This window comes from Fictibacillus sp. S7 (genome assembly GCF_004127935.1).
Classification (GTDB): domain Bacteria; phylum Bacillota; class Bacilli; order Bacillales; family Fictibacillaceae; genus Fictibacillus_C; species Fictibacillus_C enclensis.
In genome coordinates this window covers 4083296-4104978 of sequence record NZ_QJKL01000001.1, presented here as the reverse complement: position 1 = coordinate 4104978, position 21683 = coordinate 4083296, and the positions used below count along the sequence as shown (strand labels likewise).

General features: G+C 46.7%; 23 protein-coding genes and 1 other annotated feature. Of the genes, 3 read left to right on the top strand and 20 right to left on the bottom strand.

The features are described 5' to 3' along the window. Positions 1–222 (bottom strand) — a binding site (T-box leader). Positions 223–484: 262 nt separating this feature from the next. From hisIE to DMO16_RS20795, 8 genes are read right to left on the bottom strand one after another with little or no spacing between them, the layout of a single operon-like run. Then, complete coding sequence (gene hisIE / locus DMO16_RS20830) at positions 485–1174, bottom strand: bifunctional phosphoribosyl-AMP cyclohydrolase/phosphoribosyl-ATP diphosphatase HisIE (protein ID WP_129479905.1); 690 nt, start codon at positions 1172–1174, stop codon at positions 485–487. Next, on the bottom strand, positions 1171–1929 hold the full coding sequence (gene hisF, locus DMO16_RS20825) for an imidazole glycerol phosphate synthase subunit HisF (RefSeq protein ID WP_129479904.1): 759 nt from the start codon (positions 1927–1929) through the stop codon (positions 1171–1173). The genes hisIE and hisF overlap by 4 nt, the downstream gene beginning before the upstream one ends. Further along, entirely contained in the window at positions 1930–2658 is a 729-nt protein-coding gene (gene hisA, locus DMO16_RS20820; RefSeq protein ID WP_061971985.1) for a 1-(5-phosphoribosyl)-5-[(5-phosphoribosylamino)methylideneamino]imidazole-4-carboxamide isomerase, read from the bottom strand. Further along, positions 2655–3290: an imidazole glycerol phosphate synthase subunit HisH gene (gene hisH / locus DMO16_RS20815; RefSeq protein WP_129479903.1), complete on the bottom strand. Its 636-nt coding sequence runs from the start codon at positions 3288–3290 to the stop codon at positions 2655–2657. Before hisH ends, hisA begins: the two co-directional genes overlap by 4 nt. Next, positions 3291–3881 (bottom strand): imidazoleglycerol-phosphate dehydratase HisB, encoded by a 591-nt coding sequence (gene hisB / locus DMO16_RS20810; protein WP_061971983.1) that lies wholly within the window; start codon positions 3879–3881, stop codon positions 3291–3293. Then, positions 3874–5154: a histidinol dehydrogenase gene (gene hisD / locus DMO16_RS20805; protein WP_129479902.1), complete on the bottom strand. Its 1281-nt coding sequence runs from the start codon at positions 5152–5154 to the stop codon at positions 3874–3876. Before hisD ends, hisB begins: the two co-directional genes overlap by 8 nt. Beyond that, entirely contained in the window at positions 5151–5795 is a 645-nt protein-coding gene (gene hisG / locus DMO16_RS20800; RefSeq protein ID WP_129479901.1) for an ATP phosphoribosyltransferase, read from the bottom strand. Before hisG ends, hisD begins: the two co-directional genes overlap by 4 nt. Continuing rightward, positions 5792–6973: an ATP phosphoribosyltransferase regulatory subunit gene (locus DMO16_RS20795; protein WP_129479900.1), complete on the bottom strand. Its 1182-nt coding sequence runs from the start codon at positions 6971–6973 to the stop codon at positions 5792–5794. The genes hisG and DMO16_RS20795 overlap by 4 nt, the downstream gene beginning before the upstream one ends. A 218-nt stretch (positions 6974–7191) precedes the next feature. On the opposite strand from DMO16_RS20795, the gene cax reads away from it, so the two are divergent. Then, positions 7192–8250 (top strand): calcium/proton exchanger, encoded by a 1059-nt coding sequence (cax, locus tag DMO16_RS20790; protein WP_206738186.1) that lies wholly within the window; start codon positions 7192–7194, stop codon positions 8248–8250. A gap of 53 nt (positions 8251–8303) precedes the next feature. Here cax and DMO16_RS20785 read toward each other — a convergent pair whose 3' ends face one another. Then, on the bottom strand, positions 8304–8546 hold the full coding sequence (locus tag DMO16_RS20785) for a zinc ribbon domain-containing protein (protein WP_061971978.1): 243 nt from the start codon (positions 8544–8546) through the stop codon (positions 8304–8306). A 93-nt stretch (positions 8547–8639) separates the two neighbouring features. Here DMO16_RS20785 and DMO16_RS25260 point away from each other — a divergent pair, with 93 nt between their 5' ends. Continuing rightward, a complete protein-coding gene (locus DMO16_RS25260; RefSeq protein ID WP_277873772.1) occupies positions 8640–9650 on the top strand; it encodes a peroxiredoxin family protein in 1011 nt (336 codons plus the stop codon). A gap of 105 nt (positions 9651–9755) precedes the next feature. On the opposite strand, the gene DMO16_RS20775 is transcribed toward DMO16_RS25260, so the two are convergent. The 9 genes from DMO16_RS20775 to DMO16_RS20735 all read right to left on the bottom strand — a co-directional run bounded on the left by DMO16_RS20775 (position 9756) and on the right by DMO16_RS20735 (position 15927). Further along, positions 9756–10337 carry a hypothetical protein gene (locus DMO16_RS20775; RefSeq protein ID WP_061971976.1) on the bottom strand — a complete coding sequence of 194 codons (582 nt, stop codon included), beginning with the start codon at positions 10335–10337 and terminating at the stop codon, positions 9756–9758. A gap of 87 nt (positions 10338–10424) precedes the next feature. Further along, complete coding sequence (locus tag DMO16_RS20770; protein ID WP_129479897.1) at positions 10425–10940, bottom strand: acyltransferase; 516 nt, start codon at positions 10938–10940, stop codon at positions 10425–10427. A 1-nt stretch (position 10941) separates the two neighbouring features. Continuing rightward, on the bottom strand, positions 10942–11583 hold the full coding sequence (gene ppaX, locus DMO16_RS20765) for a pyrophosphatase PpaX (protein WP_061971974.1): 642 nt from the start codon (positions 11581–11583) through the stop codon (positions 10942–10944). Between the two features lie 22 nt (positions 11584–11605). Beyond that, positions 11606–12421 (bottom strand): prolipoprotein diacylglyceryl transferase, encoded by an 816-nt coding sequence (gene lgt, locus DMO16_RS20760; RefSeq protein WP_129479896.1) that lies wholly within the window; start codon positions 12419–12421, stop codon positions 11606–11608. Positions 12422–12456: 35 nt separating this feature from the next. Beyond that, on the bottom strand, positions 12457–13392 hold the full coding sequence (gene hprK / locus DMO16_RS20755; protein WP_061971972.1) for an HPr(Ser) kinase/phosphatase: 936 nt from the start codon (positions 13390–13392) through the stop codon (positions 12457–12459). 78 nt (positions 13393–13470) lie between these two features. Then, a complete protein-coding gene (locus tag DMO16_RS20750) occupies positions 13471–14001 on the bottom strand; it encodes a GNAT family N-acetyltransferase (RefSeq protein ID WP_129479895.1) in 531 nt (176 codons plus the stop codon). A gap of 54 nt (positions 14002–14055) precedes the next feature. Continuing rightward, positions 14056–14430 (bottom strand): phage holin family protein, encoded by a 375-nt coding sequence (locus DMO16_RS20745; protein WP_061971970.1) that lies wholly within the window; start codon positions 14428–14430, stop codon positions 14056–14058. Positions 14431–14459: 29 nt separating this feature from the next. Beyond that, positions 14460–15527 carry a DUF4097 family beta strand repeat-containing protein gene (locus DMO16_RS20740; RefSeq protein ID WP_061971969.1) on the bottom strand — a complete coding sequence of 356 codons (1068 nt, stop codon included), beginning with the start codon at positions 15525–15527 and terminating at the stop codon, positions 14460–14462. Positions 15528–15624: 97 nt separating this feature from the next. Beyond that, positions 15625–15927, bottom strand: a complete 303-nt coding sequence (locus tag DMO16_RS20735; RefSeq protein WP_061971968.1) for a DUF4870 domain-containing protein — start codon at positions 15925–15927, stop codon at positions 15625–15627. A 213-nt stretch (positions 15928–16140) separates the two neighbouring features. Between DMO16_RS20735 and DMO16_RS20730 the strand changes: the two genes are divergently transcribed. Next, entirely contained in the window at positions 16141–16344 is a 204-nt protein-coding gene (locus tag DMO16_RS20730) for a hypothetical protein (protein WP_061971967.1), read from the top strand. 47 nt (positions 16345–16391) lie between these two features. On the opposite strand, the gene uvrA is transcribed toward DMO16_RS20730, so the two are convergent. Both uvrA and uvrB read right to left on the bottom strand, forming a co-directional pair. Then, positions 16392–19268 carry an excinuclease ABC subunit UvrA gene (gene uvrA / locus DMO16_RS20725; RefSeq protein WP_425590043.1) on the bottom strand — a complete coding sequence of 959 codons (2877 nt, stop codon included), beginning with the start codon at positions 19266–19268 and terminating at the stop codon, positions 16392–16394. An 11-nt stretch (positions 19269–19279) separates the two neighbouring features. Beyond that, complete coding sequence (gene uvrB / locus DMO16_RS20720) at positions 19280–21262, bottom strand: excinuclease ABC subunit UvrB (RefSeq protein ID WP_061972906.1); 1983 nt, start codon at positions 21260–21262, stop codon at positions 19280–19282. Positions 21263–21683: the final 421 nt, after the last annotated feature.

Below are 21683 nucleotides of genomic sequence, written 5' to 3'. Positions count from 1 at the left end.
AAAAGGGACGTGGTTTTTCACGCGGTACCACCCTTGTTGAAGCATCGCTTCCACTCGGTGAAATAACGGTTCATGCCGTTCCTTGCTACGATCCTCAGGACCGGACGTTCACAAAGAAAGTTCGAGGAGGTAATTCATAATGGTCTTTGTACCGGTTTGCACCTGCCACCGGCTCTCTAAAACAGGGAGACCGCTACTACTCGTTCCTCTCATTACTTTTCTCGAAATTGTTTTCTCACTAGTTTAGTGTATTGGGCAGGTGAATGCAAGTACAAATTTAACATATTTTTGAAATTGTTTTAGGAATGTGGGACAGGGAAGTAGTTTGAAATCAGTTTTGCTCGATTATGTTGCTTTTTCGCCCAATTAATTTTATTTATGCTCAAATATTATCAGTTTGCGCCCAATTATCTAAAATTACGCCCAATTCGGTCAGTGAAGGGACAAAAAGGCCCCGGAACCTTGCCGGCGGCCTCACAAAAACTTATTTACGGTCTTTTGATGTATGGCGTTCCTCTAAAACACTCAAAACTTCATCAAACGGAAGCTTTTGTTCCTGAAGAAGAACAAGAAGGTGGTAAATCAGGTCGGCTGCTTCCCATTTCAGCTCTTCTTTATCGCGGTTTTTCGCAGCAATAATAACCTCTGATGCTTCTTCTCCGACCTTTTTCAGGATCTTGTCTACGCCTTTATCAAATAGATAGGTCGTGTAGGCCCCTTCCGGCATTTCCCGTTCGCGATCGGCAATGAGTCCCTGCAGCATATTCAAAATATCCTGCGGTTTTCCTTGGCTGTCTTCTTTACCAGGAACAATATCTCCATAAGAGGTTTTCCCGCTCTTTTCTGCCTCAGACGGATCGGAAGCTCCAGCTCCAAAACAGCTCTCGGCACCAGTATGGCAGGCAGGTCCCTTCGGATCCACAAACACCACCAGGGCATCCTGGTCACAATCCACATGGATATCGATCACTTTCTGAGTGTTACCCGACGTTTCCCCTTTATGCCAAAGCTCTTGGCGGGAACGACTGTAAAACACCGTTTCACCAATCTCCAGTGTTTTTTTCAGTGACTCTTCATTCATATAAGCCAGGGTTAATACCTTTTTTGTCCGCGCATCCTGGACAATCGCAGGAATCAATCCTTTTTCATCAAACTTGATGGAAGACAGGTTCATCGGATCACCACTCCTTTTTCTTTTAGGTCTTTCTTTACTTCCCGGACCGAGGTTTCTTTATAATGAAAAATACTTGCAGCCAAAGCAGCATCCGCTTTTCCATCTGTAAAAGCTTCATAAAAATGCTGGGCATTGCCGGCTCCGCCTGAAGCGATAACAGGCACGGTTACCGCCTCGCTGACGGTTTTGGTCAGCGCAAGATTAAACCCGGTTTTTTCCCCGTCCTGATCCATGCTTGTCAGCAGGATTTCGCCGGCTCCACGCTTGACGGCTTCCCGGGCCCAATCGGTCACTTCCCAATTAGTCGGCTTGCGTCCTCCATGCGTGTACACCCTCCAGGAACCAAGGCTTTCATCGTACTTGGCGTCAATCGCCGTGACGATACACTGTGAACCAAAATAGTCCGCCCCTTCGGTAATCAGCTCGGGACGCAGCAGGGCTGCTGTATTTACCGACACCTTGTCTGCTCCGGCCCGAAGAACTCGTTTCATGTCCTCGAGTGAGTTAATGCCTCCTCCCACTGTAAAAGGGATGGCCAGCTGGCTCGCTACCCGTTCCACCACGTCGATCATCGTCTGGCGTCCTTCATGTGAAGCTGAAATATCCAAAAAAACAAGCTCGTCGGCGCCTTCTCTGTCATAAAAAGCCGCAAGCTCAACAGGGTCACCTGCATCAAGCAAATTCAAAAACTGAATTCCTTTTACCACCCGGCCTTCTTTTACATCCAGGCAAGGAATGATTCGTTTTGTCAGCATTTATTTCACCTTCTCCAACGCTTCCTGCAGTGTAAACCGTCCTGTGTAAAGCGCCTTTCCAATAATGGCACCACCGATGCCGCGGTGATCTGCCTTTAAGGCAGCCAGGTCATCAAGAGAACTTACACCACCTGAAGCAATGACATTTTTACCGGTTAATCCAGCGAGCTCACCAATGGCTTCCGTATTTGGCCCTTTTAGTGTACCGTCTTTGGAGATATCCGTGAAAATAAACGTCTCAGCTCCTTCATTCCCGAGCTTCTCCGCCAGCTCGGACGCTTCGATCTCTGAGGTGTTGAGCCAGCCTTCTGTTGCAACATATCCGTCACGCGCATCAATTCCGATGGCAATCTGGCTGCCATACTTCCTGAGCATTTTAACAACAAATTCCGGATTCGAAATCGCTGCACTTCCCAGAATCACCCGGTTTACGCCTTCCTCCAGGTAAAAAGCGACATCTTCTTCATTACGGATGCCCCCGCCGATTTGCACCGACACCTGAAGTTCATTGGCCACCCTGACCACATGCTGATGATTGACCCGTTCACCGGCTTTCGCGCCATCCAGGTCGACCATGTGAATCCACTTGGCTCCCGCTTCTGCAAATTGCTTTGCCATATCAAATGGAGAATCTCCGTATACGGTCTCCTGGTTGTAATCTCCCTGCAGCAGCCTTACGCATTTTCCGCCGCGCATGTCAATTGCAGGATACAGGATAAATTCGCTCATGCCTTTGCCTCCTCTGCCAGATTGCAAAAATTGCTCAAGATCGTCATGCCGACTTCCGAACTTTTTTCCGGATGAAACTGTGTGCCGAAGATGTTGTTCCTGCCGACGACGGCCGGTACCGCCCTGTCCCCGTATTGCGCCTCTGCAATGACAGTTTCGGGATCATCGCTTTGAACCACATACGAATGAACAAAATAAACAAACCCTTCCTCAAGGTTTTCAATAAGAGGAGATCTGCGGTTGTACTGCAGTTTGTTCCATCCCATATGAGGCACTTTGTATGCTTCTCCATTATTTGTGACCCCTGAAAACCGTTCAACTCTGCCACGCAGAAGTCCCAGTCCTTTTGTGAGGCCATTCTCTTCACTTTCTACAAATAACAGCTGCATGCCGAGGCAAATTCCTAAAAGCGGTTTTCCGGCTGCCGCTTCTTCTTTTATAAAATCGGTAAGGCCAGTACCATTCAGAATCAGCATGGCATCCTTAAACGATCCCACACCAGGCAAAAGAAGCTTGTCCGCTTGATCCAGCTCTTCTTTTTTATCGGACAGAAAATAGGGCTGCTCCAGCCGTTTGAGCGCCGAGCTTACCGAATGAAGATTTCCCATTCCATAATCAATGATGCCGATCATTTACAACATCCCCTTTGTGGAAGGAACACCCTTCACCCTCGGGTCGATGAGGGTCGCTTCATCCAGCGCCTTGGCAAACGCCTTGAAGACCGCCTCGATCATATGATGCGTATTGGTCCCATAGTGAACAATCACGTGAAGATTCATTCGCGCTTCAAGAGCCAGTTTCCAGAAGAATTCATGTACAAGCTCGGTATCAAAGGTTCCTACCTTTTGGGAAGGAAACTCTGCCCGGAATTCTAAATGCGGGCGGTTGCTTAAATCGATGGCAACTTGTGCAAGGGTTTCATCCATCGGCACAAATGCGTTGCCATAGCGTTTGATCCCCATTTTATCTCCAAGCGCCTCTTTAATCGCAGTCCCAAGACAAATTCCCACATCCTCGGTCGTATGATGGTCATCAATTTCGGTATCACCCGTGGCGTTTACCTTTAAATTAAAAAGCCCGTGGCGGGCAAAGCCGTCAAGCATATGGTTTAAAAACGGAACAGGTGTATCAATAGACGCCTGTCCGTCTCCATCAATATCAAAAGAGAGGGCAATCTGTGTTTCTTTTGTATTTCGTTCGATTGAATACGTCCGGTTACTCATGTTCACTTTCCCCCAGTCTTTTCTCTACTGCCCGGGCATGGGCTTCCAGTCCCTCAAGCCGGGCAAATGCTGCGATTTTTTTGGCGTTTTCCTCTATGGCGCTCTCACTGTACACGATGACACTCGATTTTTTTGTAAAATCATCCACATTGAGAGGCGAGGAAAAGCGTGCCGTTCCGCTCGTCGGCAATACATGGTTGCTTCCCGCAAAGTAATCTCCAACGGGCTCTGACGAATTCGGCCCTAGAAAAATAGCCCCGGCATGTTTGATTTTCCCCAAAAGCTCCATTGGGTGCTCTGTCATGACTTCCAAATGCTCAGGAGCTATTTCGTTGATGACGTCCACACCCTGGCTCAGGCTGTCTACCAGATAGATCGCTCCATACGTTTCAATCGATTCCCGGGCAATCTCTTGTCTAGGCAGCGTTTTAAGCTGTAGTTCAACTTGCGCCGACACCTGGTTTGCGAGTTCTTCAGAAGTGGTAACCAAAACGGCAGCGGCACGCGGATCATGCTCGGCCTGTGACAGTAAATCGGCAGCCACATACACCGGATTGGCGGTTTCATCAGCCAGCACGGCAATCTCACTCGGTCCGGCAATCATGTCAATATCCACCGTGCCGAAGACCTCCCGTTTCGCCAATGCTACGTATACATTTCCCGGCCCGACGATTTTATCCACCTTCTGAATGGTTTCTGTACCGTAGGCAAGCGCGCCAATCGCTTGGGCGCCGCCTGCTTTATAAATCGCGCTGATCCCGCTTTCTCTGGCGGCAACCAGTACACCAGCCGGAAGCTTTCCGTCCTTTCCTGGAGGGGAAACGAGTACGATTCGCCCGACTCCCGCTACCTTCGCCGGAACGACACCCATAAGCACCGAAGATGGATAGGCTGCCGTTCCTCCAGGCACATACACACCGACTGAATCAAGCGGCGTTACTTTCTGTCCAAGCATCGTTCCGTCTTCTTTCGTAATAAACCAGGACTGCTTCTTCTGCTGCACATGATAGTCTTCAATATTCTTTGCCGCTTCCTTTATAATGGCAATCATTTCGTCGTCGACTTCGCTGTAAGCCTTCTCGATCTCTTTTTCTGTTACTTCCAGCTCACTCAGCAGAACCTTGTCAAATTTCTCGGTAAGCTCGTACAATGCCGCATCGCCCTGCTCACGTACCTGGGTTAAGATGCTCTTTACCGCTTTCAGCTGGGCTTCTGAGTCCTGATCAATATTTCGCTTCAAGCTGTTTAGATTTGTTGCCCGTTCAATCCTCACCTGATCTCCTCCTTGCTCTCCACCACTTTGCTTAAACGCTCGACCAGTTCGTCGATCACGCCAGCCTTCATACGGTAGCTTGCAGGATTCACAATAATACGGGAAGTAATCTCCCTGATTTTCTCCAGCTCAACCAGTCCGTTTTCCTTCAATGTTCTACCGGTTGATACAATATCCACAATTCTGTCTGCCAGGCCAATCAGCGGAGCGAGCTCGATGGAACCGTTTAATTTAATAATTTCCACCTGTTCCCCTTGTTCGCGGAAATAGTGGGCTGCCACATTCGGATATTTCGTTGCGATTTTCGGTGCGACCGAATGCTCCTTTTGTTCCGGGAGACCAGCCACCGCCAAGTAGCAGTCACTGATTTTCAGATCAAGAACCTCATACACGTCCCGCTCTTCTTCCAGCATGACGTCTTTTCCAGCAATGCCGACATCCGCCACACCGTGTTCCACGTAGGTTGGAACATCCATCGGCTTGGCCAGGATAAAACGCATACCCGCCTCTTCGATCTCAATGATCAGCTTTCTAGAATCCTCGAACTCGGGAGGCAGCGGATAGCCCGCCTGGCGCAACAATTCTACAGCTTCCTGAAAAATACGGCCTTTTGGCATCGCCACTGTGAGTAAACTGCTCATCGTGCCTCTCCTTTCTCGCTTTTACCGATTACATAAATCACTTCTTGAAACCGGCGGCTGTATTCATCCACATTGTCGACACCCGATATATCCTGAACCACGACTGAACGTCCCTGTTCCCGAAGTTCACGAGATTTGGCAATGGCTTCTTTTCGGTTTTCCGCACTAAAGATGATGCATGACCGTGGAGCGGATGGTTCCTTTGCACTGAGTGCTTCAAGGAGGTAATCCAGCCTGATACCAAACCCGATCGCCTGGGCACTTCGCCCGAACTCACCCAAGAGCTGATCATAACGGCCTCCACTGCATAGCGGGAAACCCAGTTCATTGGTATACCCTTCAAAAACAATTCCTGTATAGTAGCTCATATGGCTGAATAACGTAAAATCAAGGACCACCTTATCCTGCACACCATACAGTGCAAGAATGTTCAAAAGCTCTCTTAAATCACTGATCGCTTTTCTTCCTCCAACTGCTGTCAAATCCTCAGCTGACTTCAGTACTTCCTCTCCTCCGCGGAGATGAAGAAGATCCAGCAGTCGCTTTTTATCAATCGAAGATAAAGGAAGGCTCTTCACATGGCTGGCATAGCCCACATAATTTTTTTCATATAAAAAACGTAACAATTCTTCAGCACGGTCTTCGTTTCCAAGAACTTCAACAAAAAGCTCATTCAAAAAGCCAATATGGCCAACAGCCACTTTAAACTCCTGCAATCCCGTCTTCGAAAGCGTGGATACCATCAGTGCAATCACTTCGGCATCGGCACTTGAAGTACCGTCTCCGATCAATTCCACTCCAACCTGTTCAAACTCCGCCGGACGTCCGCCCTCCCGCTGCTGGGATCGGAACACCGCTGAATCATACGCCAGCCGGATCGGATAGGAAACATCTTTCATAGAAGAGGAAACAACACGCGCAATCGGAGCCGTCATATCCGGTCTCAGTACGAGCGTCTTCCCTTCTGAATCCAGTAATTTGAAAAGCTGCTGATCCAGTATGGCGGAAGCTTCTCCCACCGTATCGTAATATTCGAGTGTAGGGGTTTGGATGAATTGGTATCCCCATTCACGGATTTCCTGTTCCATTACGGTTCGAACCTGCTGCTTTACTTGATATAAAACAGGAAGAGTATCCCTCATTCCCATTGGCTTTTCAAAAACAAATGGCTTCGACATCGACTCACACCTTCACTTATGCTTTAGTTCGCTAATATACTACCGAGATAAATTATACGTTGTAGTCTACACTTCTTTCTGCGGTTCGTCAACATCCCCCTCTTTAACCCTCTTGCATGCATTCTTTTAAACGCGTTAAAATACGTTACAGAAGATAAAAAGAGGGAATAATGCTACAAGATCATTAAAAAAATTATGATAAAGGAGCTTACTCTGTGATCAATCGAATATTTTTTATACTCATTTTAGCCGGTGTTCCTTTGTCTGTGGCAGCGGCCTTGCTCCACTGGCCGGCCGTCATCTCGTTCGTTCTTTATTGTGTCACGATTATAGCCCTGGCCTCTTATATGGGGAGGGCAACGGAAAGTTTGGCGATCGTGGTTGGACCGCGGATTGGCGGACTGCTTAACGCTACCTTTGGAAACGCGGTTGAACTGATTATTTCCATTTTCGCCTTAAAAGCCGGCCTGCTTCCGGTGGTGCTCGCTTCCCTGACCGGTTCTGTATTGGGAAATCTCTTGCTGGTTGGAGGGTTATCCTTCTTTATTGGCGGACTCAAGTTCAAGCGTCAGAGGTTCAATGTTCATGATGCCCAGCACAATGCAGGTCTGATGATCTTTGCTATCGTCGTCGCTTTTGTATTCCCTGAAGTCTTCTCCATGACACTAAATGATCAGGAATCATTTACTCTCAGTATCTGGGTTTCTGCCATCATGATCGTTCTCTATCTCGCTGCTCTATACTTTAAACTCGTCACACATCGCGGAGTTTATGCCTATGACGAAGAAAAAGGAGAAAATGAGGAGCAAGAAACGGCGGAATGGACCAAGTCAAAATCCATCCTTGTGCTGGGCCTTGCCACGCTTGCTGTTGCGTACATATCCGAGAACCTTGTCCATACCTTTGAAGAGGTAGGCGAGACGCTCGGCTGGAGTGAAATCTTTATCGGGATCATCATTGTTGCTATCGTGGGTAATGCGGCGGAGCATGCCTCTGCCGTGATGATGGCCTATAAAAACAAAGTGGGCGTCACGGTCGAGATTGCCGTGGGTTCCACCCTTCAGATTGCCATGTTTGTTGCACCGGTACTGGTTCTGGTTTCCGTATTTTTCGAAAAGCAAATGTCCCTTGTATTTTCGATGCCCGAACTGGTATCCATGGTACTGGCCGTCTTTTTGACCATTTCCCTGACAAATGACGGAGACACCAACTGGTTTGAAGGACTGACACTGCTTGCTGCCTATATGATTATGGGTGTGGGATTCTATCTGCTGTAACAAGACAAAAAGAAAAAGCTTCAGCACATGCCCTCTTTGTGCTGAAGCTTTTTTTACCCAAAGAAAAGATCCAGAATGGTTCCAAGCTGTCCTTTCTTTCCTTCCAGAATGGATGGATTGTACACTTCAACATATCCGCAGTTCTCACATGAAACAAATAAAAAATGATTATGCTGGAGATCCAGCAGCTTGCTGAGCCCCGATCCAGTCATCGCAAGCTCTTTCGTTTTGCACCGGCCATGGCCGCACTTTACACATTTAAACTTTTCACGAATTTTATCTTCTACACCGCCCACTGACTTTCCTCCTTACCAAATGTGATAACATACTTGTCCTTTATTGCGTATATGGTAAATACTAGACGTACGCAGAGAAGGAGGAGACTGATTTTGAAAGACTATATTCAATGGGGAGCCCTGCATTTGGATGTACAAACAGCCTGTTTGCTGATTTCCTTTCTGGCCGCCTTTGGAACCGTTTATCTAAAGCAAAGAATTACCCAAGCACAACTGGAGGAATGGCACCTTACGTGGAATGCGGTCCTGTTACTGATTTTCGTATGGAAAATAAGCTATTTTCTGCTGCACCCAGTCCTGACTATCAAACATCCCGTCTATCTGCTCTATTTTTCCGGGGGCAAACCGGGTATCCTGATTGGTGCAGCCGCAGCCCTTTTGTATGTATTCATTCAGCTTTCTCGATCTTCTCTTCCTCTTTCCACCTTTTTATATATTCTTTGTCTGGTGGGATTTTCCTTTTTGCTCCTGTATGGAGGTTTTCAAGCCTTTCTCGCAAAAGATGTAGCTTCTTCTCTTTTTTGCCTGATAGTTTCAGGTATATTGGCCATCTTTTTAACCAGGAAAAAGAGGCGTCTTCTTCCAATCTATGCTGCGTTGGTCTTGATGCTGGGTTTGAGCAGTACATCCTTCTTTTGGCTAAAGAGTGACGAAACAAAAGGTAAAGCGGTGGCCGTTTCAACCACCGGCCTTAAACGAGGAAATGTTCCTCCTGATTTTGTGCTGAAAACATTAGATGGCCGGAAGGTGACTCTGTCACAGGTTAAAGGTAAAACCGTATTTTTAAATTTTTGGGCAAGCTGGTGCCCTCCGTGCCAGGCAGAAATGCCAGAAATCGAGCGCTTTTATAAAGAAAACAGCCGGAGACCGATCGAAATCCTATCGGTACATCTCACTTCTGAAGATTCTGTACAGGCCGCCCGCGCCTTTGCCAATAAACACAAGCTGACGTTTCCCATTCTGCTCGACGAAACAGGTGAAGTGAGTAAAAGATTTCATGTGGTGACGCTTCCGACTACGTTTGTCATCAGTCCCCAAGGCCAAATCGTTCAGCAACACATCGGCCCATTGAACCGGGAAATGATGGAATCCTTAATGGAATAGCTCCTTAAAAAACAAAAAACCCAGCTGACTCATGGGAGGCGGCTGGGTTCCGATGTTTAACCCAACGCCTCAAAAAAGAGAAAGCTTGAGTTTAGTTATAATCTACTATTGTTTTCTGCGAATGCGTTTCTTTTTAACAAAACGGGCGGCAAAGTTCTTTACCTCATACTCGCGGCAGAGCAGATAAAATCGATGGTGGTGTCCATCTTTCATGTCCGAAAGCTCACAATTCAGGTGCTCATTCAGTTCAGTGCGAGAAACACTGACAGTATACTTTTTTCCATGGTTAGGAATTTCGATCGTAATATGATTAAGGAAATGGAGTTCTTTTAGCAAGTAAACGGTGGAATCAAGAAGGAGCTGACAGACAGCTTCCTCCGAACCCAGATAATGCAGGTAATCTTCTTTTGTAAGAGAAGTCTGAGGAACCAACTTTCGATAGGATGTATAATCGCCAAAATAATACACGCTCGCTTTATCGTCGTGAAGTTCATAATGCTTCACAAACGAGCTTCCTTTTAGCTTGGAAACTGCTGCACGGAAACGGTAAGCATCCCTTGTCGCAAGATGTTCTGTATTGTTGCTCGCCTGGGCTGCAGGATGCTGGCTCACGTTGCACTCATCCATTAAATGCCCTACTTTGAATGTATCTCTTACAAAAAAAATAGAAAAAGATTTCCGGTTCAAGTTACTTCCCTCCTGCTTACCGAGTTGTCTTGCTTTAAGTATACTCCTAACATACAGAAAACCCAATAGGCGAAAGCACGACAAAATTCAACTTTTTTCCCGTTCGCGTCCTTCACGCTCTTCTCTCGTATAAATCATCTGCATTGGATTTCCTCCGACAAAAGCGCCCGCAGGTACATCCTTGTGCACAAGCGTTCCAGCCGACACGATCGCTCCATCCCCAATGGAGACACCAGGCAAAATGGTGCTGTTCGCTCCGATCATGACTTCATCCCCAATGTGCACATCTCCGAGACGATACTCGGAAATGAGGTATTCATGAGCAAGAATGGTCGTATTGTAACCAATAACGGAATTTCTCCCAATGGTTATCCGTTCCGGGAACATGATATCCATCATCACCATCAGAGCAACTGCCGTGTCCTCACCCACCTTCATGCCCAAAAAGGTCCTGTACATCCAGTTTTTCACCGGAAGAAAAGGAGTATAGCGTGCGATTTGGATGGCCATAAAATTCTTTGCCACCTTCCAAAATGGAACGGTAGCGTAAATTTGATAGAGCGAATTTTTGCCTTGGACAAGATACCGTTCCGTTTTTCTCACGTTATCTCTCTCCTAATATCGTAAGCAGATCTGTCATATGATCGAGCATGTAGTCGGGAGAAAACTCCTCAAGGTATTCCCTTCCTCGTATGGTCCACGAAACACCGGCTGTTTTTGTACGGGCATTTTTTCCGGCGAGAATATCGTATTTGCTGTCACCGACCATGATGGCTTCCTCCGGTTTGGCATTTAGCAGCGCAAGCGCTTTTTCCACCGGTTCGGCATCAGGCTTGGCGCGTTCCACATCATCGAGCGTTACAATGGTTTCAAAGAACTTGTCCAGTCCGACAATCTTCAGTCCCAGATTAACAGAATTCCTCATTTTAGTCGTCACAATCCCCAATTTATATCCATTCTTGTGAAGGGTTTCAATCGTTTCGATCACGCCTTCAAATTCGGTCACCAGTTCTTCGTGATGTGATAGATTATGTTCCTTATAGGTTTCGATCAGTTCCTTCACCTGGTTTTTGTCAAAATGCTCCATCGTTTCGGTCAATGGCATCCCCATGAGAGGGATGATATGTTCCCGGTTGTATTGTTCAGGAAAGAATTTATCAAGCGTATGAAGATAGGATGCGATAATCAGCTCGTTCGTGTTGATCAGTGTTCCATCCAAATCAAAAAGTGCGGTATTGATTTTCATAACGTGTCAGATTCCTTTCTTGTTATCCTTCGAGATAGCGCTTCTCTGCCAATCCCGTTTTGCGGCGATACACAATGAGAATGATGGATAGGGCAATTAAAACGAGCGAGATGACCTGTGCAATCCGAAGGTTCGAAGTGAGCATCAAGCTGTCCGTACGCATGCCTTCCACGAAATAACGGCCGATGGAATACCAGATGACATAACTGAAGAAGAGTTCTCCCCTTTTGAGGTTGACCCGCCTCAGCAGCATCAGGATGACAAACCCGGCAAGATCCCATAGCGATTCGTACAAAAACGTAGGATGGTAATAGACGCCATTTATGTACATTTGGTTCACAATAAAATCGGGCAGATGAAGTGTATTTTCCAAAAAGCTGCGGCTGACCTCACGCCCGTGGGCTTCCTGGTTCATAAAATTGCCCCAGCGTCCGATTCCCTGTCCGAGAATAATACTCGGAGCCGCAATATCGGCGAGCTTCCAAAAGGAAATGCCGCGGGCCCTTGAAAAGATATACGCGGTTAAAAACGAACCGATAAGTGCTCCATGAATAGCGATTCCGCCTTCCCAAATGGCAATGATCTTTCCAGGATGCTTGCTGTAGAAATCCCATTCAAATAACACATAGTAAATTCTTGCACAAATGATTGCGATCGGAACCGCCCACATGACAACATCCACAAATGTATCTTTCCCGAGCCCCCGTTTTTCCGACTCTCTAACGGCAATCCACAGTCCCAGCAGGGCGCCTAAACCAATAATTACACCATACCAATACACAGTAATCGGCCCCAGCTCAAAGGCAACCCGGTCGATTGGTTGAATACTTGAATCCACGGTTCCACTTCCTTTTGCTTTCTTATTCTAATGTATTACAATTCGATATCATCGCCTGAAGCAATAGCGTCAGTTAATCGGTCATTAAATTGTTTGGCCGCATTCATCCCCATTCGCTTCAAGCGGAAGTTCATGGCAGCCACTTCTATAATAACAGCAAGGTTTCGTCCGGGGCGGACAGGAACCGTTAAGATCGGAACTTCTGTTTCCAGAATTTTCATCGTTTCTTCTTCCAGCCCGAGCCGATCGTAAACCTTTTTAGAGTCCCAGGTTTCAAGATGAATAATGAGGGAAATCTTCTTGTAGTTGCGGATGGCCCCGGCCCCGAACAAGGTCATCACATTAATGATTCCCAGCCCCCGGATCTCGAGCAGATGCTGAATCAGCTCAGGTGCACTGCCGACCAGTGTTTCTTCGTCTTCCTGACGGATTTCGACCGAATCATCGGCCACCAGACGATGGCCCCGTTTGACAAGTTCCAATGCCGTCTCACTTTTTCCTACCCCGCTGTCCCCTTTGATCAGGACACCGATTCCATATATATCAACAAGAACACCATGGACAGCGGTCATTGGCGCCAGCCTGCTTTCCAGGTAGTTGGTCAGCCTGCTCGACAGCCGGGTCGTTGTCATTTTTGTGCGCATAATCGGAACGCCTGTCCCGTGTGAAGCAATCAGAAGTTCTTTCGGGACCTCCATTTCACGAGAGATGATAATTCCCGGTGTTTCATCCGTGCACAGCTGCTCCATCCGCTCTCTTCGAATCGGCGGCGGCAGCTCACTGATAAAGGTCAGTTCCGTTTTACCCAAAAGCTGAAGGCGCTCTGCCGGATAATATGTAAAATATCCTGCCATCTCCAGGCCCGGCCGGGAAATATCGCTGGTGGTGATGGTTCGGTGAACGCCTTCTTCCCCGCTGACCAGTTCAAGCTGAAACTTATCTATCAACTCTTTTGTATGTACTTTTGCCATGGTATCCTCCTATAGTTCTTGCATTCCTATTTATTGTAACACTATCAGCAATACGGAAACAAAACACAATTTACGGGCTTAATCGCAAGTTATTGCTTCCCATATGGTTTGCGGCTGGCCGGTTGCATAAACACGCGTGCGGCTTCCATTAAAGAATACTGTTTTTTCATAGACCATGCCCAGCTTTTTCGCCACCGCAATGGAGGCTGCATTTTTAGGATGAATCAATGAGATGAGTCTGCTTTGATGAAGCTCAGCTTTGCCGTATGACATAAAAAAACCGGCAGCTTCAGAAGCAAATCCTTTTCCCCAGAATGGCTTTTTAAGCCAATAGCCAATCTCTGTTTCTTTCCGACCTTCCACGACCTGGGGAACCAGGCCGGCATGTCCAATGGGCTCCCCGGTTTCTTTCAGAATGATGACAAACAGCCCCATCCCGTTTTTATACCCCGGAAGAATCCAGTTCTCCAAACTGCGGACCGCTTCCTTTTTCGTTTTGGTTAGTCCCTTGCCTATGTACCGGACAATATCCGGCTGTCCCCACATGGAAGCATAGAATTCATCGTCCTCTTTGGTGTATGCTCGATAGATCAGCCTTTGTGACTCCATGTTTCCCCTCCTTTTTACAACAGGAACGTATTCTATCTTCTAAAAAAAGCGCCCCTAGCTGGAACGCTTCCTTTTTTGCATCGGTTCAATAATGAAGTTTTGGATCAGCAAATTCAATATTGAAATGATAATCGCTGCCAGAAAAGCAGCGCCAAACCCGTCAATTTCAAAGCTCGATCCCATGACTTCAGCCGTAAGCATTAAAAGAACCGCATTAATAACAATCAGAAATAGCCCGAAAGACAAAACCGTTACAGGAAGTGTCAATAAAACCAAAACGGGCTTGATGAAGAGGTTGAAGATGGAGAGGATAATACTGGCCAGCAGGGCTGCCCCTGCCCCCTCCAATTTAAACGGTTCATAATAGCCGGCTACCACCATAAGGACGACGGTGTTAACAAGCAGAGAGATGATCCAATTCATAAACATTTACTGCACTTCACTTTCTTTCGGAATAATCAGCCTTCCTGTTTTGCCTTGAGTACAGCAATGGAGCCTGTCTTCGCCTCGGCTTCCATCCGGTAGGCCGGTTCACTTCCCTTATTTGCAATAAAACGGAGAAACTTCTTCGTAACTTCCTTTTTTTGTTCCAACACTTCCATACCGTCAAAGTCGCTGACAAGTCCGCCAACATAGGTTTTCAGGCTTGCCTCCACTTCAAGAGATCCCGGTAATTCTGCTTCTATTTTACCCGTCACTGTTTTTAAAGATGCATACCCTGATGCCGGTGTGTCTAAACGGTAATAAATGGATCCGTTGATGGTCTCAATCCGGATTTGCTCGGACTTTCCGTTCAGCCGGACGGGGCCATTCATTGTTTCTGCAACGAGTTCCTTCCAATTGCTTTCCTTCAGCGTAATGCTCCCATTGGAAGCTTCCGCTTTTAATTTATCGCCGCCGCATCGGTTGACGAACAGAGACCCTATGGTAGATTTCAGTTCCAGGTGGCGGCTCTGACAATCACTCGTTTTGATTCCGCCGTTGAATGTCACGCACTTGATTTCGTGATATTGTTTTTTGGGAATAGAAACTACTGCATTCACTTTTTGATGTTTATTTCTCGCATAGAAACGAAGCCGTGTGGCATCGCAGTCATAGAAGGTTTCATTGCGAAATTTCGTTTTTGCTGCTGTCCCTTCCGGAATTTTATACACTTCAGCTTCGCATTCAATTTGAACATCATTTCGTTCCCACGGTACAAGGGTGATTGAACCATTATAAATTTCTATATCAATGTCCTCAAACATAACATGCCGGTCTTCAAAAATATGATGGACATCCTCATGAGGACCAAAATTCAGGTCAAAGTCTGCGGTCTTAATCCGCTTAACCACCCGGTTCAAGAACTTCCCTACTTTAAACCCTTGGGAAGGCACCTTTTTATGGTCTTTATTTTTTTTGCCCAATGTCCCCGAAGGCAGCGCAAACGTTTTTTTATGATTAACCGCAAGCAATAATTTTTCAGCTTCCTCCACTGATATCTTGCCTTCGTTAAGCATGTTTAAAATCATTTTTCGCTCTTCCATATAACTTGACGCCTCCTTCAAAGTTTAAAAACCGGCGCCGGCTGTTTCTGGATGCAGGGTTCTTTTCTGTTCCGGTCGGTGGATACCGCACTACCATTTATGCTTTTAAGGTTTTTATTCCCTGAACAATATTCCATACCATAATTACGAGTGAACTCAGTCCAAACAGAATGGCGCACACCACAATGGATGTAATGCTGAATTCGGTTTCGGCCACAATAATGATGCTCAAAGGAATAGCGATGACGGGAAAAAGGTGCGAGAGAAAGGACCGCTTCGCATGTCTCATGACCTCTTGATCCTGCACAGCTAAATAAATGACGACTGGAAATAAAAACGGGGCAAAAAACATGCTGAAATAACATAGAGATGATAAAATACGATTCAAATTTGTGCTCATGCTGCATTTCCTCCTGGTTTACTGCTGCAATGAAAAGGATTACCCTTTGTAATTCTACCAAATAAAAAGACATCCTTTTAAAAATAAGGTGAGTATTTGTTTTTTTCCCTTATTATAAGCTATCTTAGAAGAGGATATTTGTTTTTGCCTTCCCACAGTTTTTATGGGTAACTGGCTCCCCAACTAGAAAGGGAAATCTTAATGGAGGATAACATGTTTTCAACTGAAAAAGGAATTAAATTTTTTACGATTTTTTTAACCTTGCTTATGGTGGCAGGAATTGTATACAGTGCGTTTTCCGACACAGGAGCCGGCTATTCTGCTGGTGAACGGATTCTGGCTGCCCTGGTCGGCAGTTTGATCGTCCTTTTGATCAACTTTCTTATATACAAGCTATTACTATTTCTAAAAAAATAGAAGAGCTCTGCGAGGATTTTCTCGCAGGCTCTTCTTTTTGCCTCAAATTATTTTGTTACTGATTCTCTTTGTTTCAGCAATGTTTCCATTCGCTTTTTATCACGTTTTAAAATCGGCGCCAAATAACGGCCGGTATGAGATTCGGCAACCTCGGCAAGCTTTTCGGGCGTTCCTGCACCCACGAGGGTACCGCCTTTATCTCCGCCTTCCGGTCCGAGGTCAATCAAGTAGTCACATTGTTTGATAACATCCAGATTATGCTCGATCACGACGACGGAATCTCCGTTATCCACAAGGCGCTGAAGCACCTTGAGCAAACGTGAAATGTCATCAACGTGCAGTCCTGTTGTCGGTTCATCAAGGATATAGATCGTTTTACCCGTTGAACGCTTATGAAGCTGGGAAGCAAGCTTCACCCGCTGTGCTTCTCCTCCGGAAAGGGTAGTCGCTGACTGGCCCAGCTTGATGTATCCTAATCCGACATCAAGGATGGTGGACAGCTTGCGGTTGATCTTTGGAATGTTGGCGAAGAATTCAACCCCTTCTTCCACTGTCATATCCAGGATATCCGCAATATTTTTTCCTTTGTATTTCACTTCCAGCGTTTCACGGTTATAGCGTTTTCCATGGCAAACTTCACATGGCACATACACGTCCGGCAGGAAATGCATCTCAATTTTAATGATCCCATCCCCGCGGCACGCTTCACAGCGGCCGCCTTTTACATTGAAGCTGAACCGGCCCTTTTTGTAGCCGCGAACCTTTGCTTCGTTGGAAGAGGCAAATACATCGCGGATGTCATCGAACACACCGGTATAGGTTGCCGGATTGGAACGAGGAGTTCGTCCGATCGGGGACTGGTCGATATCAATAACCTTGTCAATATGCTCCAGCCCTTTGATTTCCTTATGCTGCCCCGGTTTTACTTTCGCTTTATGAAGCTTCTGGGCCAATGCCTTATGAAGAATTTCATTGACGAGCGTACTTTTTCCTGAACCGGAAACACCGGTTACTCCGGTAAAGAGCCCCAATGGAATTTTTATTTTTACGTTTTTAAGGTTATTTTCGGTAGCTCCCACAATTTCAATGTTCCTTCCGTCCGGCTTCCTTCTTTGGGACGGGAGCGGAATAAAACGTTTGCCTGACAGATATTGCCCGGTCAGGGAATTTGGATCATCCATAATTTCATTCGGCGAGCCCTGTGCCGTAATCGTTCCACCATGGGCACCTGCTCCAGGGCCAATATCGATAATATAATCGGCCGCCAGCATGGTGTCCTCATCATGTTCGACAACGATCAGCGTATTTCCGAGGCTTCTCATTTCTTCAAGCGTACGGATCAGCCGGTCATTGTCCCGCTGATGAAGTCCGATGGACGGTTCATCGAGAATATACAACACACCCATCAGCCTTGAACCTACCTGTGTGGCCAGACGGATTCGCTGTGCCTCTCCACCGGACAATGTTCCTGCCGCGCGGTTCAAGGACAGATAATCAAGGCCGACGTTAACGAGGAATCCGATCCGGTCCACGATCTCACGAAGAATAAGACGGGCGATCGCGCGTTCTTTGTTGGTAAGATCGAGGTTCTCGAAAAATTCCTTGGCTTCGGTCACGGACAGCGCTGTCGCTTCACCAATATGCTGACCATTAATTAACACAGCCCGCGCCTCATTTTTCAAACGGTATCCTTTGCAGGTCGGACATGCTTTTTGGCCCATGTAGCCTTCCATCTGCTCACGGATGTAATCCGAACCTGTCTCTTTGTAACGGCGTTCTACGTTCGCAAGAACTCCTTCAAAGTAGATATCGCTCGTTTTAACCTGCCCGAAATCATTTTTATAGCGGAACCGGATTCGCTCCGTATCGCCGCCATATAAAATTTTATCAAGCTGATCTTTTGGCAGATCCTTTACGCGAACATCCATATCGATGCCAAAGTGAGTGCACACGCTTTTCAGAAGCTGCGGATAATATTGTGAACTTACAGGCGTCCAGGGTGCAATGGCATTTTCATTTAGCGTCAGGTCCCAGTCCGGAATGACGAGTTCCGGATCGACCTCCAGTTTCATTCCGAGTCCGTCGCATGATGGGCAGGCTCCGAATGGGCTGTTGAAGGAGAATAATCTTGGCTCAAGTTCCCCAATGGAGAATCCGCAATACGGACACGCATGGTTTTGAGAGAACAAAAGCTCTTCTTCTCCCATGACATCCACCGTTACCGTTCCGCCTGCCAAATTCAATGCCGTCTCAAGCGAATCCGCCAGCCGGGTGGCGATTCCTTCCTTCACTACAATCCGGTCGACAACCACATCGATGGAATGCTTCTTATTCTTCTCAAGCTTAATGTCTTCGCTGACATCCAAAAGCTCTCCGTCCACTCGAACACGAACATAGCCCTGCTTCTTGATATCCTCAAGAATTTTGACATGCTCTCCTTTTCGCCCGGAAACGACCGGAGCCAAAATTTGGAGCTTGGTGCGTTCAGGATATTCGAGAATGCGGTCAACCATCTGTTCAATGGTCTGAGAGGTAATTTCAATGCCATGATTCGGACAGACCGGCCGCCCGATCCTGGCAAACAGAAGCCGTAAATAATCGTAAATCTCTGTGACCGTTCCTACTGTGGAACGGGGGTTTCTGCTCGTTGTTTTCTGGTCGATGGAAATAGCGGGAGAAAGGCCCTCAATGGAGTCAACATCCGGCTTGTCCATCTGCCCAAGGAACTGCCTCGCGTAGGCTGAGAGGGACTCGACATAGCGTCGCTGCCCCTCGGCATAAATGGTATCGAAAGCAAGCGAGGATTTCCCCGATCCTGACAGTCCTGTCAGAACCACGAGCTTATCACGAGGAATCGTAATATCTATATTTTTCAGGTTATGAGCGCGTGCACCCTTCACCGTAATGTTTTGATTCGTAGACACTTGTTATCACCTTACCCTTCAGCTTTTAGCTCAAGTATCAAATCGCGAAGTTCTGCTGCACGTTCAAACTGCAGATTTCTTGCCGCATCCTTCATTTCAGCTTCCATTCGCCCGATGAAGGCTTCGCGATCTTTTTTGCTCATCTTCTGTTTTGGTGCCTTGGATGTGTACTCTTCGGCATCTTCTGCCGCCTGAGTGGCCCGGATGGCATCGTGAACCGCTTTTTTTATCGTTTGCGGCACAATGCCATGTTCCTCGTTGTACTGCATCTGTACGTTTCTGCGCCGCTGTGTTTCACCGATAGCAATCTCCATGGACCTGGTGATCTTGTCGGCATACATAATGACATGTCCATTGCTGTTACGTGCCGCACGGCCGATCGTCTGAATCAGGGATCTTTCGGAACGAAGGAATCCTTCCTTATCCGCATCGAGTATCGTAACAAGAGAAACCTCAGGAATGTCGAGTCCTTCCCTGAGAAGGTTAATCCCCACTAGCACATCAAACACACCGAGCCTCAAATCCCGGATGATCTCAATCCTCTCCAGCGTTTTAATCTCAGAATGGAGGTATCTTACCTTTATACCCATTTCCTGCAGGTAATCAGTCAGATCTTCAGACATTTTTTTGGTGAGCGTAGTCACGAGCACGCGTTCATTTTTGGCAACACGGTCGTTAATCTCACCAAGAAGATCGTCAATCTGACCTTTGCTCTTACGCACTTCAATGGTTGGATCCAGCAATCCGGTAGGCCGGATGATCTGCTGGATGGGTTCCGGAGCATGCTCCTCTTCATATGGGCCGGGTGTTGCAGATACATAAATGTGCTGAAACTTATCTTTTCCTTCAAATTCATCGAACGTCAACGGTCGGTTGTCTTTCGCTGAAGGCAAGCGGAATCCATGTTCAACGAGTACATTTTTACGTGCCTGGTCACCATTGTACATTCCGCGTATTTGCGGCAGTGTCACATGCGACTCATCGATCACGATCATAGAATCATCGGGAAAATAATCAAGAAGTGTGTACGGGGTGGATCCGATGGGGCGCAATGTCAGATGAAGAGAATAGTTTTCAATCCCCGAGCAAAAGCCCATTTCACTCATCATCTCAATATCATAGCGGGTGCGCTGCTCCAGACGCTGGGCTTCAAGCAGCTTGCCGGCATCATTCAATTCCTTCAGCCGCTCTTCGAGTTCAGCTTCAATCCTCTGAATGGCCATCTTCATTTTTTCTTCACGGGTGACAAAGTGGGATGCCGGAAAAATGGCCACATGATTACGCTCGCCGACAATTTCACCTGTGAGGGCATCTACCTCTGTAATCCGGTCGATCTCATCACCAAAAAATTCCACACGCAGGCACCGTTCATCACGGGAAGCAGGGAAGATTTCCACGACATCGCCGCGCACGCGAAAAGTACCGCGGGTGAAATTAATATCATTGCGGTTATACTGAATGTCCACCAAATCCCTCAAGAGCTGATCGCGGTCACGTTCCATTCCGGTACGCAGCGAAATTACCATGCTCTTATATTCTTCCGGGGACCCGAGGCCATAGATGCAGGACACACTGGATACGATAATGACATCCTTTCTTTCAAACAAGGAAGACGTGGCACTGTGCCTTAGCTTATCGATTTCATCGTTAATGCTTGCATCTTTTTCTATAAATGTATCAGACTGCGGAATATAGGCTTCCGGCTGATAATAATCGTAATAACTTACAAAGTATTCAACAGCGTTATTCGGAAAAAATTCCTTGAATTCGCTGTAGAGCTGCCCGGCAAGCGTTTTGTTGTGGGCAATTACCAGAGTCGGTTTGTTTACTTCCTTGATGACATTGGATACCGTAAAGGTTTTTCCTGTACCTGTAGCCCCAAGAAGCGTCATTTTTTCCTTCTTCTCATTAATTCCTTTTACAAGCTGACGTATTGCCTCAGGCTGGTCTCCTTGAGGTTTATAAGAAGATACGAGCTCAAATGTTTCGCTCACATTCATAACCTCCGTCCTAAATTTTGCTAATAAGATTATAACACAGCAGACCTGTGAAACTCTAATTTTTACGAACAAATATTCGCGCGTCAAATATTGGAAATCAATACCGCATGGAAGAATGTATAGTATGCTACTGTTTTTCTTTTTTTAAAGAAATTCGCTCATATAAGCAAAAAAAGCCAGCCCTCTGAAAAGGCAGACCTTTTTATATCACTTTACGTGCCTGTTTTTTATGGATGCCCAACCCCATCCAAAATCCGATCACCAGGGAGCATGCGGCAATGGCTTACCCGGGTTGTTTCCCCCTTTACCATCGGCAATACCGTTGCCAGAATAACCTCTGTCATTCTTTTTTACCTCTATTCTTTCTGCTTTCCTCGGTACGCTAAGCAGAAAAAAACCAAAACCCATAGGCTTT